The 14,546-nt window shown below is 60.4% G+C and carries 13 protein-coding genes, 1 tRNA gene and 1 pseudogene; 7 read left to right on the top strand and 8 right to left on the bottom strand.

What is annotated here, in order from left to right:
* Positions 1 to 162: 162 nt before the first annotated feature.
* From C2U30_RS14380 to C2U30_RS14365, 4 genes are all read right to left on the bottom strand, one after another.
* A complete protein-coding gene (locus tag C2U30_RS14380; RefSeq protein WP_146054366.1) occupies positions 163 to 1,401 on the bottom strand; it encodes a chromate transporter in 1,239 nt (412 codons plus the stop codon).
* Between the two features lie 107 nt (positions 1,402 to 1,508).
* Positions 1,509 to 2,447, bottom strand: coding sequence for a chromate resistance protein ChrB domain-containing protein (locus C2U30_RS14375; protein ID WP_103243982.1), 939 nt, complete (start codon positions 2,445 to 2,447; stop codon positions 1,509 to 1,511).
* Between the two features lie 287 nt (positions 2,448 to 2,734).
* Positions 2,735 to 3,712 (bottom strand): DNA-binding protein, encoded by a 978-nt coding sequence (locus tag C2U30_RS14370; RefSeq protein ID WP_103243981.1) that lies wholly within the window; start codon positions 3,710 to 3,712, stop codon positions 2,735 to 2,737.
* A gap of 136 nt (positions 3,713 to 3,848) precedes the next feature.
* Positions 3,849 to 5,123: an IS4-like element ISApu2 family transposase gene (locus tag C2U30_RS14365; RefSeq protein ID WP_011191341.1), complete on the bottom strand. Its 1,275-nt coding sequence runs from the start codon at positions 5,121 to 5,123 to the stop codon at positions 3,849 to 3,851.
* 155 nt (positions 5,124 to 5,278) lie between these two features.
* Between C2U30_RS14365 and C2U30_RS14360 the strand changes: the two genes are divergently transcribed.
* The 3 genes from C2U30_RS14360 (at position 5,279) to C2U30_RS14350 (ending at position 8,340) form a co-directional block, all read left to right on the top strand.
* Complete coding sequence (locus tag C2U30_RS14360) at positions 5,279 to 5,650, top strand: hypothetical protein (protein WP_004099020.1); 372 nt, start codon at positions 5,279 to 5,281, stop codon at positions 5,648 to 5,650.
* 317 nt (positions 5,651 to 5,967) lie between these two features.
* Positions 5,968 to 7,236: an IS4-like element ISApu1 family transposase gene (locus tag C2U30_RS14355; protein WP_011191342.1), complete on the top strand. Its 1,269-nt coding sequence runs from the start codon at positions 5,968 to 5,970 to the stop codon at positions 7,234 to 7,236.
* Positions 7,237 to 7,326: 90 nt separating this feature from the next.
* Positions 7,327 to 8,340 carry a tyrosine-type recombinase/integrase gene (locus C2U30_RS14350; protein ID WP_103243980.1) on the top strand — a complete coding sequence of 338 codons (1,014 nt, stop codon included), beginning with the start codon at positions 7,327 to 7,329 and terminating at the stop codon, positions 8,338 to 8,340.
* A gap of 393 nt (positions 8,341 to 8,733) precedes the next feature.
* On the opposite strand, the gene C2U30_RS14340 is transcribed toward C2U30_RS14350, so the two are convergent.
* Positions 8,734 to 9,018: a helix-turn-helix transcriptional regulator gene (locus C2U30_RS14340; protein WP_103243979.1), complete on the bottom strand. Its 285-nt coding sequence runs from the start codon at positions 9,016 to 9,018 to the stop codon at positions 8,734 to 8,736.
* A 382-nt stretch (positions 9,019 to 9,400) separates the two neighbouring features.
* On the opposite strand from C2U30_RS14340, the gene C2U30_RS14335 reads away from it, so the two are divergent.
* A tRNA-Leu gene (locus C2U30_RS14335) sits at positions 9,401 to 9,485 on the top strand.
* A 31-nt stretch (positions 9,486 to 9,516) separates the two neighbouring features.
* Here C2U30_RS14335 and C2U30_RS14330 read toward each other — a convergent pair.
* A pseudogene (locus C2U30_RS14330) lies at positions 9,517 to 10,271 on the bottom strand (IS3 family transposase); the annotation flags it as partial.
* 79 nt (positions 10,272 to 10,350) lie between these two features.
* Here C2U30_RS14330 and C2U30_RS14325 point away from each other — a divergent pair.
* Positions 10,351 to 10,626: a dual specificity protein phosphatase family protein gene (locus C2U30_RS14325; protein WP_103243978.1), complete on the top strand. Its 276-nt coding sequence runs from the start codon at positions 10,351 to 10,353 to the stop codon at positions 10,624 to 10,626.
* 333 nt (positions 10,627 to 10,959) lie between these two features.
* On the opposite strand, the gene C2U30_RS14320 is transcribed toward C2U30_RS14325, so the two are convergent.
* Positions 10,960 to 11,553, bottom strand: a complete 594-nt coding sequence (locus C2U30_RS14320) for a TetR/AcrR family transcriptional regulator (protein WP_018429645.1) — start codon at positions 11,551 to 11,553, stop codon at positions 10,960 to 10,962.
* A gap of 71 nt (positions 11,554 to 11,624) precedes the next feature.
* Here C2U30_RS14320 and bdcA point away from each other — a divergent pair, with 71 nt between their 5' ends.
* Both bdcA and C2U30_RS14310 read left to right on the top strand, forming a co-directional pair.
* Positions 11,625 to 12,338: an SDR family oxidoreductase gene (gene bdcA, locus C2U30_RS14315; RefSeq protein WP_026227545.1), complete on the top strand. Its 714-nt coding sequence runs from the start codon at positions 11,625 to 11,627 to the stop codon at positions 12,336 to 12,338.
* Positions 12,331 to 13,011 carry an NADPH-dependent F420 reductase gene (locus C2U30_RS14310; RefSeq protein ID WP_199416583.1) on the top strand — a complete coding sequence of 227 codons (681 nt, stop codon included), beginning with the start codon at positions 12,331 to 12,333 and terminating at the stop codon, positions 13,009 to 13,011. Before bdcA ends, C2U30_RS14310 begins: the two co-directional genes overlap by 8 nt.
* 998 nt (positions 13,012 to 14,009) lie before the next feature.
* Here the strand turns inward: C2U30_RS14310 and C2U30_RS14300 are convergent.
* Entirely contained in the window at positions 14,010 to 14,543 is a 534-nt protein-coding gene (locus C2U30_RS14300) for a peptide-methionine (S)-S-oxide reductase (RefSeq protein WP_103243975.1), read from the bottom strand.
* Positions 14,544 to 14,546 lie beyond the last annotated feature (3 nt).

The following is a 14,546-nucleotide window of genomic DNA, read 5'->3' as shown; positions in this document are numbered from 1 at the left end:
TTCGAGGATAAGCCGGGATAAAGCCAGTAATGGGACGAAGCGAAAAAGTAATTAAGGAACGTACTTTTCTTACTTTCTAACTAAGAAGCTTCTTTGTGCTATGCCAAGACAAAACCAGAACGGCACGACGAAGGTCAGCTCCAGCAGACTCAGGCATTCCCCCTAGAACACCAGCCACCCGACCAGTCCAGCCGCGAGGATCACGACGACTACGTTGAGTTTGTTCTTCCAAGCATAAAGGAATGCCAAGGCCGCGGCGAAGATCGATATACCCGCCGTCAACGACGGCACACGCTCGGCGGTGACATGCGCCAGGTCGACGGTGGTGGCGCCAATCAGGCCGACGACCCCGGCCGCGACACCATCCAAAAAGGCGTGCAGCTGCTTGTTCTCCACAACCGCCTCCAGCCGGTCATAGAAGATCAGCGAGAACGCAAAGGCCGGCAGAAAGACACCGACCGTCATGGCCATCGCTCCAACCGGACCGCCCGCCACATAGCCGACGAACGTTGCGAAGATGATGAGCGGCGCCGGTAATACACCGGAAAGCGCCAGCCCATCCAGGAACTGCCCATCCGTCATCCACCCGCGCCCGACAGCGTCGTTGCGAACGAACGGAATCGCGGTATAGGCGCCGCCGAATGTGAGTAAGCCGGCTTTTAGTCCAGCCACGAAAATGAGGAGCACGGAGGCTTGGCCTTGAATGACCGTTTCCACAAGCTTCGCGGTGGGCGCGGCCGACATAGCAACGGCCGTAGCCAACGCCATCGCCCCAAGTGTCACCAGAAGCGCAAACGCCCGACGATTCAACACGAGCAAAGCGTACACAAGGCCACTCGCCGGCAGGGTGATCCAAAAGTCGACCCCGCCACTGGCTGCCAGCGCGCAAACGATGGCAATGACCCACAGCCAGCGACTAAGTAGGATGTGCTCTCCGATGCGGTGCACGGCGCGCACGATCAGCGCGATTACGGCCGCTTGTACACCAAGGAATGCGGCACCCAGCGAAGTGCCGACAATGTCGATCTCGAAGTACAGCCAGGACAGCGCAAACATCAGCAAGAATCCCGGGAGCATGAACCCAAGTCCCGCCAGCAAGCCGCCCAGCCGCCCCTTTGCTCGGATACCCAGATGAACGCAGATCTCGTGCGCTTCAGGACCGGGCAGCACCTGCATCACCGCAAGCAGTTTGTTGAAGCGTTTGCTCGAGATCCAGCGTTCCTCATCCACGAGTTCGCGGCGCAGCATAGCGATCTGAGCCACAGGACCGCCCCAAGCGAGCAGGCCGAACTTGAGGAATCGCACGAAAAGCTGGAAGTAGCTCATGGCTGGAGGAACGGCTTCAATCGCGGCATCTGGCGCCTCGTTCGGGCGGTACGATGCATCATTCGGGACGTTCAAAGGTGTTCTCCTTGCAGTTCAGTATAAGTAGGTCGAATACGCTGGATGTCCTCCTCGGCAGTCAGGCGCACAATATTTGAGCTCCGACGTCTTGGCGATCAGTACATTCAGGTCGTGGCGGTTCCGTTGCCAAAGCTGGCCATCAAACCGTCGAACACGGTCGAGGCCGCGTCCAGCAGTGCGTCGTCCTGGACAAGGCTTTCGCGCATCCCGGCCAGCACGCTTTCGATGCCGGCGGCCTCTGGCGGCTGCACACCCCCGACATCGAGGTAATGCACCAACTGGCCGATCCGCCGGATGGCAGGTTGATCCAGTCCAAAGCTTTCGGCCAGCACCTCGAAGGTGACGCGGTTGCCGATATGGCTGAATGCCGCCCCATCGAAATCGAAGCCGATGGCGTCCGATGGGCAGTCTCCAGGGCTGGCCAGCCATTGGAAGTAGGCGCGGCGGTCGATGAAGCGCCGGATCAGCCAGGCGCTAGCTAGGCGATCCACCCACGGCCGCTGCCGCGTCGCCCAGATGCGCCCTTGGTAGTCCTCACACCGCAGTCGGCCGATCTCTCCTTCAGCCGACTGCGGTTCATCCGGCGACAGGGTTCGGGCACAGGCGAGTTCAAGCTCGCGTAGTGCGCAATCGACCTGTCGCTGTGGCTCGTCGGGAAAGAAATCGATCGCGACCAGAGCTGCAAAGGACTTGCGCAGCTTGCGCGTCTGCTTGAGCGTCTCCTGCACGTTAGCGGAGTCCAGCTCGCTTCGCCTCTGTGTGATCTCGGGTAACAAGGCGGCGTAATCCTGGCTACGGTCAAACAGCCGAGCGTAGTCCGTGTCATCGGCGGCTTCGGCATTCAATACATATGCCGAACCTCCACCGGAGACCACCTCGGCAGCCACTGCCGCCAGCGTCGAATGGCAGGCTTGGCAGTGCGGCATCAAGTACACGCCGTCACGTAGCACGGTGGCGCCGGCCGCTTTGAGTGCCCGCCAGGCACGCTGGCGGACAGTGGCATTCTCGGTGGGTAGGGAGAGAATTAAGGCAATTAGTTGCATGACGTAGAGTATAAATCAATAAAGACTTATACTCTACAAACTTTATGACGATGGCTGATACGAGGGTTGCCAGGATTACGATTTTTCGCAAAAACATGCCCAACCCATTGTTCCAAAATGGGAAAGTTTTCAATCTCGGGAGTGCCGCTTTGCACAGCGCACCCGGCTCAGGTCAAAATGTCCGGTTGCTGGCGAAGGTGATACCGCCCTGCGCTCGATCGGCCGGTCCTGACGCCCGCCATTTTCGACACCAAATTATTCCCAAAAATATTCAAGCCGGCCCGGCGCTACGGCTTCTTGCGCCTGCCGCCGGCGTTCTTGCCCGCAGAGCCTTCGATTTGCTTCCGTAGCTGGGCGTTTTCGTCTTCCAGCTCGGTGACACGCGTGTCGAGGCGCACGTTCTCGTGCTCGGCCTTGTCCAGCAGATCGGCCCCCATCGCGGCGTCCATGTGCTCGCGGCTGGCCATCTCACGCGCGGCGCCCAGCTGCTCGCGCAAGGTGTAGACCTCGCCCAGGTGCTCCTTCGCCTCGCCATTGGTGCGCTCGACCTGAATCTGCAATCCCTGCTTCTCCGCGCGTAGGACGGCCACCGCCTGCTGGTGCTCCTGCAGGTAGGTGCGCAGCTGCTGGGCGTCGTGCTCCAGCGTGCCGATGCGCGCTTCGAAGCCCTGCCGGTCACTCTGCCGCTGCGCGGCCGCCTTCTCCTGGAAGTGATCGAACTGGTGCCGGGCCTGCGCCAGCTGGTCGGTCAGCAGCCGGACCTCGGCCGCCCGGTCCGCCAGGCGCTGGGTGAGGCCGTCGTTCTCTGCCCGCAGGGCCGCGATCGCTACAGCGCCGTGCTGCCGCTCGTCGCGCTCGTGCGCGAGCGCCGCCTTCACCTCGGCCACTTCGGCAAGGAGCGTGTCCCGCTCGGCGCGCAGCTGGCGGCCGCCGGCGCGTTCCATCTCCAGCTGCTGACCGTCTTCTTGACGGGCCTTGTCGTGCGCGGCGCGCAACTGCTCAACCTGCGCCTGCGCGCCGGCCTCCAGACGCTGATACACACCCTTGACGGCTTCCAGCAGGTCGGCGGGCAGGCCGGCGCCGGCGGCGGCCGTCTCGCCTTGGTGCTGCGCTTTCCACTGCTTGAGCATGGGCGCGATGGTGCCCTTGCTGCCGGTGTCGCCAAGCGCGGCGCGGACGGTGTCCACGGTGGGGTTGGTGCCGGCGGCCGCCAGCTGGGTGGCGGCCTTGACCACCTGGGAGAAAAGAATGCCTGCGCGCGCCATGGTGGGCCTTTCGCGAAATTAAGTAACGTATTCCATAATACGTAATATCACGATATATTACGCTGTGTGTTTTTCGCCGTCACGCGCCAATTTACGCTTCGATAATGTTCGTTACAGCAGGCTCATGTACAGAACCTTAAGCGGCAAGCGAATTAATAATACCGTCTAACGTGTTGTTTTGCTTGGATTTTCTCTGCCTACTCTTTTTGCCGTTTTTGGATAAATACACCATTGCCCACTCCAACTTCTCTGTTATTTCCTGCCACGCACCATGGATGATGCTCGCCAATATCGGCATTAACCAAAGCGCGCTGTTTTTGGCAATCTTCAGCATCGATAACTCCGCGCTGCCAATCAGCGTCAGCGCCAGCCGACGTTTGACCAGCAAGGCCAGCAAACTAGCCCAGATCAAGCCTTCCGCTATCGCTTTTTGTCGTGTCGCGAACGCCTTCAACCGGTTATGTGATTTCAGCTCTTTGAACAACAGTTCGATCTGCCAACGGCAACGATACAATGCCATCACCTTCTCGGCTGGCCATCGCTCACGCGGAAGATTGGTCATCCATATACAGAACCGTTTTTCCTCTGCAAACCAACGTCTTATGAGTCGATATTTATACTTTCCCGAACTCACATCCAGATCCAGAACCTCGGCTCTGCAGCTTCTCCGATCGATATCCTTGAGCTTTTTTCCGAGTAACTTGGGCATTTCCCTGCCGTCCTGTCGGTAAGCTGCCTGTACTTTGGGATTGAGATTTTGACTCCCTCTGACCAGATAGCTTCCTTTGGCTTTGGTCACATCAGCAAAGTACTCGCGGCTGATGTAACCGGCATCCGCCAATAACAGTTTGTTATTTAACGAATTTGCGGCCGGAAGATGCTTGCGCTCCGATTCGGTATCCGCCGTGATACTCATCGATATCGGCGACTGGTCCAGCAAGGACATGGTCATATGACACTCTACCGCAGCGGGGCTGTGCTTATTGAATCGGCCCGGGAAATGTTCTGCCAATTGCGGATGTAACGCGAATGACGACCCGTCCTGCAGCAGTACCTGCTCAAAGCCTGCCAGTCCGTGGGCGTCCGGTAGACACTCCTTGAGGCGTAAGGCGATGGCTCGTTCAACCAGTGCGCGCATGAACAAGGGAAAACCCTGCTTGCGTAACTGGTTGTGAAAGGGTTTATACGCTATTTGGTCAGTATCATGGAGCTGCAACGCATTGAAATGGCGATGCAAACCAGCAATACCATCCACCTTGTCGCAACCAAGCCCTGAGAGCAGAGCCGGGAGTAGTCTCGCAGGCTGGATATCCCGGAGTCGCTGACAAAAACCGGTAAATTTACCGATCCGGTTGAGTTCAGAAGAGCTAAGAAGTTGCTTGAGGTACTGGGTTGCATTGATAATAGTCATGGCTTCGGGCGTGTCGGTTTTTTTTGCGATTAAATCAGATCACAAACGAAGCCTTTTTTCTATCTATTTCAATTGGTTGTAGCTAAAGATCCTGTACATGACAGGTCACTGCAGCGGCCAAACTGTTGCCACATCTCAGTTCAGGAGGAAACGCAATGACTCAGGAAAGGATCCAGACCCGCTACCCACTCGGCGGCCCCTTCGCCACCCAGGCTGAGCTGGAGCAGGCCATCACCCAGGCCATAACGACCCACAGACAAGATTTCTTCCCTCTGCTGGAACGGCTGGTGGACGTGGGGGACACCCGGGTCAACCTCAGTCAGGAGAACCCGCTGCGGGTGCTCAGCATCGAACTCGCTGACGGCCGTGAAGGAGTGGCCCATATCAACTACGAGTCCAACTTCGCCGAGAGCTGCCTGATTATCAACGAATACGACCAGCACCAGACCAGCCTGGCCTTTCGCCTCGACGGGGATGCACTTATCTTCGACGTCGAACTGCCGATCGCGTGGAATTTCAATAACTGAAGATTCAGCGGTGTAATGCCGCCTGGTTGCTACACCCGGTCAGCCAGCTCCCCTCACCCTAACCCTCTCCCAAAGGGAGAGGGGATCAGCCCGTGCCAACCTCCAGCCGTGGTAGTCACTCCATACTCTGCTGTTATTTCAGGCGCCTGTAATCTTCCCCATATGGCTGTCATCTGAATAGCAATATCCAGCATATAGCCACCATAACCCTCACTCATGTACAGGATCTTTAGCGGCAACCAATTGAAATAGATATAAAAAAGGCTTCGTTTGTGATCTGATTTTATCGCCAAACAAAATCAACACGCGCGAAGCCTATGACTATTATCAACGCTAATTACTATCTGGAGCAACTCTTGGCTCCCGCCGCACTCGAGCGCATTGCTCGGCTCTGCAAGTTTTGTCTGCGTCAGCGTGCCATTACCCCAGCCATGCTCGTACCTGCACTGCTGCGGGCCATGGGAGGCGACCAGGTCAATGACATTGCCGGTTTACACCGCCATTTCAATGCCTTGCAACTGGTAAACACCCATCAGGTTTCTTACAAACCGTTTCACAATCAGCTGCGCAAAGAGAGCTTTGCCCTGTTTATGAAAGCCCTGGTCGAGCGGGCCATCGCCTTGCGTATCGACCATCAACTCAAAGCAGCCTCCCTCGGCGCGTTCAAGCAGGTGTTACTGCACGATGGCACCTCCTTTGCGGTGCATCGGCGCCTTGCTGCTGATTTTCCCGGCCGGTTCAAGACCATCAGTCCGGCAGCTATCGAGTGCCATATGACCATGTCACTGTCGGAGCAGAGCCCGTTGTGCATGAGTGTGTCTGCCGATACCGCAGGGGAACGGCAATTTCTGCCTGAAGCCCACACGCTGACCAACTGCCTGCTGCTGGCTGACGCAGGTTACATTGACAGGGCTTGGTTTGAGCAGGTGAACGACGCTGGCGGATTTTATCTGGTGCGCGGCACGAAAAGCCTGAACCCCAAGATAATCCAAGCCTGGCGCGGTGATGGACGGGAAGTACCCAAGCTGGCGGGACTATCTCTGAGAGAGGCCGGACGGCGACGCTGTCGGGCCGAGGTACTGGATATGGTGGTGAAGTCCGGCCAGGTCGAGTACCGGTTGATCCGGCGCTGGTTTGCTGAGGAAAAGCGGTTCTGTCTGTGGATGACGAACCTACCGCGAGCAGCATGGTCAGCAGAGCAGGTGATGAGCCTGTATCGCTGCCGTTGGCAGGTGGAGTTGTTATTTAAAGAGTGGAAATCGCACAACCGGCTCAAGGGGTTTGTGACGGGCGAGAAAGCGATTGCCGAGGGGTTGGTGTGGACGAGCCTGCTGTCGCTGGTGATGAAGAGACGGGTCGCGCAGAGTGTGATGAGTGGGGCGCTATCGATGCTGAAAGCGTCGAAGAACAGTGCGACGTGGTGGCTACCGCTATTGGAAGCAGTGGCCCATAGGGCGCTGACAGAAATAAGGGAAAGATTGGAATGGGCTGCCGATTATTTGGCCAAGAACGCCTGCCGAACCAAGCAGAGAAAGTCGATACAGAACAGGACCTTGGAAGGCGTTTTAAATGGACTCGCCGCTTAAGGTCCTGTACATGACAGCAGGCTATACCACCGGCGGCGTGCTATGCTGGCCGTAATCCCGTTATGAGCGCGCAATTGCGCGACGCCCGCCATGGCCACCACGCCCGCCGTCACCGATATGCCCGATACCGGGTCGGCACCGGCTATCCGTACCGCTGTTACGCCGCAGGACGACCACAACCACGCCGCGCGGCACCGCGTCTTTCTGGCTGCCGCCACGTCCGACAACACGCGCCAGGCGTACCGCTCCGCAGTTAAGCACTACCTGGACTGGGGCGGCGTGCTGCCGGCAAACGAGCCAGCCGTTATCCGCTATCTGGTGCGCTACGCCGACACGCTCAACCCACGCACCCTGGCGCTGCGCCTGACGGCGCTCTCGCAATGGCACGTCCACCAGGGCTTCGCCGATCCGGCCGCCACGCCGACTGTGCGCAAGACCTTGGCCGGGATCGCGCGCACCAATGGCCGCCCGAAGAAGAAGGCCAAGGCGCTGCCGATCGAAGATCTGGAGCTGATCGTGGCGAACCTGGCCAGCCTGGGCACGCTGAAGGCGGCGCGCGATAACGCGCTGCTGCAGGTGGGCTTCTTCGGGGGATTCCGGCGCAGCGAGCTGGTGGGCATCAAGGTCGACCACATCACCTGGGAAGCGCAGGGGATCACGCTCACGCTGCCACGCTCGAAGACGGATCAGACCGGCGAGGGCGTGGCCAAGGCGATCCCCTACAGCGCTGGGCCGTGCTGCCCAGCGACGGCGTTGCGGACATGGCTGGACGCTGCCGGCGTGGCCAGCGGCCCGGTCTTCCGGTCGATCAGCAAGTGGGGCGTGGTGGGCGCCGATCGCCTGAATCCGGCCAGCGTCAACACCATCTTGGCCGGCGCCGCCCAGCTGGCCAAGCTCGGCTACGTGCCGGAACTGTCCAGCCACAGCCTGCGGCGCGGCATGGCCACCAGCGCGCATCGCGCCGGCGCCGAGTTTCGCGACATAAAGAAGCAAGGTGGTTGGCGCCACGACGGCACGGTTCAGGGCTATATTGAAGAAGCGGGGTTGTTCGAGGAGAATGCGGCGGGTAGTTTGTTGCGTTCGCGCACCAGGACCAGCGGCTGAACTGGCTGCGCGCCGGCGGCTGATCTCCGCTGGGATGCGTAAACTTACTATACAGGTATCGTAACTTTACCCATGCCGGCCTCTGGCCACCGGCTGACAGCGTCACACCCCAAGGGGAATGGCCGCATTTGAAATCAACGGCTTACGCGGTTCGACGGTAGCCAGAAGGGCTTAGCGCCCGATTTCGTTTTCCCTATTCGCCCCTAAATGAGCTGGGCTTTAACAGCGACTGGATCGAAAAGTGCCTGGCGCACGAGGACGGGCGTTCGTCGCGCGGCGTCTATAACAAGGCCGAGTATGAGGTGCAGCGTCGGCATATGATGCAGCAGTGGGCGGATACCGTTGACGCCTGGATCGATGGCCGGAAGTATGCCCCCGCGCTTTTGCCGCAAGCTATGCCCTTGATGGAACTGGATCCCGCCCTTTGACCGGGCGGGATTTACGCTTGGAAACATCAGGATGTTGGGCACGCCGGATCGGCGCAGCCCGCCGTGCCGTGAGCCAAGCCTCGACCTCGGCCAGGTCCCATACGATACAACGTGGCGAGAGCGCGAACCGGCGGGGAAACTCGCCACGCTGCTCCATTTCATAAATTGTGCTGTCGGCCATCGGTACCATCTCTCGCAACTGTTGCCGCCGGATTGTTCTCCGAATTTGTGTAGTTTCGATCTTTGCCATTCTCAATCTCCTTCATTGCTGAGGCGATTGAGAATGATAGATGGTGATAGTGAAAGCCCCTTCGAAACGCATTGCGGTGTTTTCGGGCTATAGCGTACACATCGGCGGGTTCTTCCTGACTGCTAGGAGCAGCATAGGGGCGAACAGGCGCTGATGGACAAGCTCGAAACGTGTGGGGCCTGCAACAACGCCGACGCCTGCGGTAGACACGACTCCCTTCAAAAAGTGGTTTGTCTACCAATCCACAGAAAAACACGACGAGTTGAAAGCGGCGTGTTTTCAGGGGGTTGAGAAGGAAGGAAAAGAGGCTGGCGATATTCGGTTTTTCGCTCTAGGTGCAGTATAGGTGCAGAGAGCGTCGGCTAGAATCGGCGGCAAATGTGCGGGTGTGGTGGAACTGGTAGACGCGCCGGATTCAAAATCCGGTTCCGAGAGGAGTGTCGGTTCGATTCCGACCACCCGCACCACCTTTAATCTCAAGGTAAACCGACGGCCAAAAAGTTCGAATCTCACCCGGCTCGCCAGGCACTCCCTCGTGAACTCATCGATCACATTCAGCATGCGGAACCTCCGCCCGTTATGGGTGCGGTCCTCGACGAAGTCGTAGGACCAGACGTGGTTGGGATATTCCGGCCGCAGCCGAATGCAGGACCCATCGTTCAGCCACAAGCGGCCCTTCTTCGGCTGCCTGTACGGCACCTTGAGCCCCTCCCGCCGCCAGATCCGCTCGACGCGCTTCATATTCACCACCCAGCCCGCCCGGTGCAGCAAGGCCGTGATCCGACGATAACCATAGCGCCCATAGCGGGTGGCGAGTTCGACGATGTCGGCGGTCAGGGCCGCCTCCTCGGCTCGCGCCATCGGCATCTTGCGCTGTGTGGATCGATGTTGCCCCAGAACCCGGCACACCAGCCGCTCCGATACGCCGAGCTTGGCTCTGACGTGCTCGACACAGCGCCGGCGCCGGGCGGGGCTCAGAAGTTTCCCGACGCAGCTTCCTTCAGGATCAGCTTCTCCAGTGTCAGGTCAGACACCGCCTTGCGCAGCCGCTCGTTCTCCTTCTCGAGATCCTTCAGCCGCTTAACCTGGTCGCTCTTCAGGCCGCCAAATTCCTTGCGCCAGCGATAATAGGTGAATGCCGTCACCCCGATCGCCCGGATCGCCTCGGCTACCGGCCGTCCCTGCGACACCAAAACGTCGACCTGCCGAAGCTTCGAGACAATCTCTTCAGGCTTGTGCTTCTTCTGCGCCATCGCTCAATCCTCCAAAGGCTCGAAAGCCTAATTCAGGGAGGACCACTTTTCAGGGGGCAGACCAGTCGATGTCGCGCAGGTGAGCTTCATCGCGCCTATCATCGTGGATACGGCGCTCGGCGCGATCGACCGTCACATCGGCGAGTTCAAAGTGCTGGTTCACTGCAACCAGGGCCTCTCGCGGTCGCCCTCGATTGCGTTGCTTTATCTACTGAAACACACGGACGCGCTGGGGTCGCAAGATCCCGCTGCCGCACTGTTGGCGTTTCGGAGGCTCTACCCGCCGTACGCACCTGCTCAGGGCATGGCGGACTATGTGCGGCTGAATTGGGCGAAGTATTTGCAGGATGGCTAGCTCACTTTCGGAGCTGTTCCAAAGATGACCTTTCGGGAGCGGGAGCCGCGAGCCTACTTGTGACCGACTCGCGTGGAGTGTCCGCTTCCGGCACTGAACCCAAGTTCCGCTAGTGACTCGTTTCGGACCTTCAGCATGTCAGCTTCGCGTCCGCACGATAAGCTGACATGCCCGGGAGCTTCAGTCTTTTCTGGCGGAGTGCGCATTGCCCATCGGCCATATCCAGGTGTCCAACTCCGATGGCACGCAAACGCTGAAGCGGCAGCGCGACGCGGTGTTCGCGACCAACCTTTCCGGTCGATAACGTCCTGGTCATTTTGCCGAGCTTGCGGATTAGCCGCGAACCACCTGCTCAAGACCAGCCCCGGCGAGCCGGGCGGCGGCGAGCAGGCGATCGAGATCGTGCCCGTTGCGAGCGCTGGCGGACAGGCCGGCCATGACGGTGCTCATATAGTCGGTCACGCGCTCGGCCTGTTCGGGATGGCGCGCGGCGACGAAGCGATGGATCGCCTCCTCCGCCGCCGCAAGGAACGTTCCGGCCGCCTCGCGTGCCTCGCGGTCGGTGCAGCGCACACCCTCGATAACGAGGCACCCCGCCGCGTCCGGATCGGCGGCATAGCGCCGCGCCGCCGCTTCCAGCACCGCGACGAGGCATTCCGCGACCGGGCGATCGGCGTTCAGCAGATCGAACAGCGGGATCGCGCCGGTACCGGCATAGCGATCGAGAATGCGGCTGTAGAGCTCGGCCTTGCTGCCGAAGGCGGCATAGAAGCTGGGCGGGTTTATCCCGATCGCCTGAGTCAGGTGCGCGATGCTGACGGCATCATAGCCACGCGAATGGAACAGCCGCTGGGCGGTCGCGACCGCTTCGTCCGGGTCGAACAGGCGCGGTCTGCCGCGTGCGCGGGATAATTTTGTATGAACCACTACAAATACCTTGACGGGTGTTTCAAGTCGTTTATGTAGCGAGTCGTAAGTTATTGATCAAGGAAAGTCCGATGGGTGTGTTTGAGGCGAAATCCGTTCTCGTGCTGGGTGGCAGTCGGGGGATCGGCGCGGCGATCGTTCGGCGTTTTGTGGCAGATGGTGCGAAGGTGACCTTTACCTATTCCGGTTCGCCTGACGCGGCCCACGCGCTGGCGGCCGAAACGGGCAGCACCGCTGTCGAGACGGACAGCGCGGATCGCGACGCGGTGATCGCGCGCGTGAAGGACAGTGGCGCGCTCGACGTGCTGGTCGTCAATGCCGGAATCGGTGTTTTCGGCGATTCTCTGGAGCAGGATCCGGACGCAATCGACCGGCTGTTCCGGATCAATATCCACGCGCCCTATCATGCCTCGGTCGAGGCCGCGCGCCAGATGCCCCAGGGTGGCCGGATCATCGTCATCGGATCGGTGAACGGCGACCGGATGCCCGTTCCAGGCATGTCCTCCTACGCGCTCAGCAAGTCTGCGCTGCAAGGGATGGCGCGCGGGCTGGCACGCGACTTCGGGTCCCGCGGGATCACGATTAATGTGGTGCAGCCCGGCCCGATCGACACCGACGCCAATCCGGCGGACGGACCGATGAAGGAGCTGCTGCACAGCTTCATGGCGATCAAGCGCCACGGCCGGCCAGAGGAAGTCGCGGGCATGGTGGCGTACCTCGCCGGCCCGGAGGCGGGGTTCGTTACGGGCGCCATGCACACCATCGACGGCGCGTTCGGTGCCTGATCCGACCTCGCCCGCGCCGATGACCACCATCGGCATCATCGGCGCGGGCGAGGTCGGCAGCCAGATTGCCCGCGCCGCCATCGCCAACGGCTATCGGGTTGTCATCGCCAACTCGCGGGGGCCCGAAACCCTGGCCGGGCTGGTCGCGGAGCTCGGGCCGCCTGCCCGCGCCGCGACCGCTGCCGGTGCGGCGGAGGCGGGAGAATTCGTCGTGATCGCGGTCCCGCTCAAGCTGGTCAACGACATGCCCGTGGCGCAACTGGCGAACAAGATCGTGCTCGACACCAACAACTATATGCCGTGGCGCGACGGGCGCTATGCCCTCGTCGATACCGGCGCGAAGACCGAGCACGAACTGCGGCAGGACCAGCTGCCAACGTCCAAGGTCGCGAGGGCGTTCACGCATATCCAGGCACCGCGCCTGTTGCTGTCGGCGCGGCCCGCTGGCACGCCGGGGCGGCACGCGCTGTCGGTGTCGAGCGACTATCCCGAAGCGGTGGCGCTGGTCACGCGACTGTACGACCAGTTCGGCTTCGACACGGCGGACAACAGCCCGCTTAGCGAGTCCTGGCGGAGCGCTCCGGGTCAGCCCGCATGGCACGCGCACGACCATCAAACGCGTCCCGCGCTGATTGCGAACCTTGCCAAGGCGACACCGCTCCCACCGAGATAGGGCAGACTGCCTCTGCCCGACCACACCGCCCATGCCTACGAGGTCTTCGCCGTTCTCTCGCCCGCGCCGGCATCACGTTCATGTCGGCCTGCGCCTGCCGCGGTCGGTATCGCTGAGAGGGCAGCAGCGATCCGCGATCCCGCCGACAAGGTCTACGGTGTTCGACTGAAAGCGGGAGTCTGTGTGAAGAGCGGAATGTCGCCTTTCAGCCAAGTCGGTAATGACCGCTGCTGGCGCGAAGCCGAAATGCGCCGCCGATCGCCTGTCTTTCCACGCCATGGCCACCGATTATGCGACGGGCGCGCTGAAGGGGTGGGCGAGCTCGGTACGTAACGCTATTCTACGCCTGCCTTCGATCGCTCTTGCGGCCCTGCGCTGGCCAAGCCAACAGGATCGCACCGGATCGTAGCGTAGGGAAACATCGCACGCCAGCGCACAGTATCGCGCCATGGCGTAGGAAAAAGCGTGGCTCGCCGGAGTCGGTGAAAATGCGAACTTCGATCTGCCGATTCCCCTCAATCATATCCAAAGGCCCGCCGTCAAGATGCGCAAGCGTGATCGACTGAGAGCAGAAAGGATTGTCGCTGCCGGCGGGCCGATGCCGAATCTCCGAGAGCGCGCAGTGATGTTGGCGGAGAAGCTAGGCGAAGTCCGCACCCGTGATTTGACGGAGGTCGGCATTCCTCGGTGCTACTTAACAAGGATGTGCGAGGAAGGACTGTTGATCAAGGTTGGCTACGGGCGTTACCGCGCTGTTCCGCGGCGAGCCGCTTAACCGGAACGCTGCCGACCGTCAGTCCGAAGATGGGCCGAATAGGCGCACCGCGCTGTCGATGATCAGTTGGGGTCGCGGTTGGTGTAGTTGAGAGCAACCCAGGCGTATCCGACAGGGTTGCGGCGGACATGGCCGATTCCGGGGAACGCCGTATGGAGCATGGCAATCAAGGTCTCATTGCGCGCGAACTCGTCGAATGCTTCAGCGCGGAGCCGCATTAGAACTACGAACCATCACCGCTATCGATGACTTGCCGGACAGTCGGGTTCGCTTCAGGGAGCGCCAGTTCCGAAAAGTGCCGTCGGATATGATCCAGCTTGGGATCGATGTAGCGGCGGCAGAAGGGCCTGCTCGGGTCGGTTCGATAGTAGTTTTGGTAACGCTCGTCCGACGCTCTGAAACCTTTAAACGGGAGGACCAGGGTGTGCACCGCCTTGGCAGACGCGCCGGCGAAGCGGACGATCGCCTGTTCGGCCTCCGGCCGCTGGCTCTCTTCAAAGATGTAGATCGCGCTGCGGTACTTGCTGCGAGGCGAGCGGGCCCTGGCAGCGGAATGCGTTCTGAGATGCACCTCGGACAGCGTCGCCAACGGAATAACCGATGGATCGAAGGTGACGATCACCCCTTCTGACCAGGTATCTGCCGGCGCGTCCGACCGGACAAAGCCCTGGTCGACCTGGGCGACGCCGCGCAACGCCTGGAACACTCCCTCTGTGCACCAATGGCATCCCCCTCCAAAGCCGGCCTTCGCCATCATCAC

The organism is Aeromonas sp. ASNIH5 (assembly GCF_002902865.1).
GTDB lineage: Bacteria > Pseudomonadota > Gammaproteobacteria > Enterobacterales > Aeromonadaceae > Aeromonas > Aeromonas caviae.
The sequence above is the reverse complement of the archived record's forward strand: the minus strand, read 5'-3'. Positions and strand labels throughout refer to the sequence as shown.

What these genes read in the sequence shown, in the direction of transcription:
- C2U30_RS14370 (WP_103243981.1), bottom strand. Translation starts at nt 3,712, where the DNA reads ATGGCGCGCGCAGGCATTCTTTTCTCCCAGGTGGTCAAGGCCGCCACC.
- C2U30_RS14365 (WP_011191341.1), bottom strand. Translation starts at nt 5,123, where the DNA reads ATGACTATTATCAATGCAACCCAGTACCTCAAGCAACTTCTTAGCTCT.
- C2U30_RS14360 (WP_004099020.1), top strand. Translation starts at nt 5,279, where the DNA reads ATGACTCAGGAAAGGATCCAGACCCGCTACCCACTCGGCGGCCCCTTC.
- C2U30_RS14340 (WP_103243979.1), bottom strand. Translation starts at nt 9,018, where the DNA reads ATGGCAAAGATCGAAACTACACAAATTCGGAGAACAATCCGGCGGCAA.
- C2U30_RS14355 (WP_011191342.1), top strand. Translation starts at nt 5,968, where the DNA reads ATGACTATTATCAACGCTAATTACTATCTGGAGCAACTCTTGGCTCCC.
- C2U30_RS14300 (WP_103243975.1), bottom strand. Translation starts at nt 14,543, where the DNA reads ATGATGGCGAAGGCCGGCTTTGGAGGGGGATGCCATTGGTGCACAGAG.
- bdcA (WP_026227545.1), top strand. Translation starts at nt 11,625, where the DNA reads ATGGGTGTGTTTGAGGCGAAATCCGTTCTCGTGCTGGGTGGCAGTCGG.
- C2U30_RS14350 (WP_103243980.1), top strand. Translation starts at nt 7,327, where the DNA reads ATGGCCACCACGCCCGCCGTCACCGATATGCCCGATACCGGGTCGGCA.
- C2U30_RS14375 (WP_103243982.1), bottom strand. Translation starts at nt 2,447, where the DNA reads ATGCAACTAATTGCCTTAATTCTCTCCCTACCCACCGAGAATGCCACT.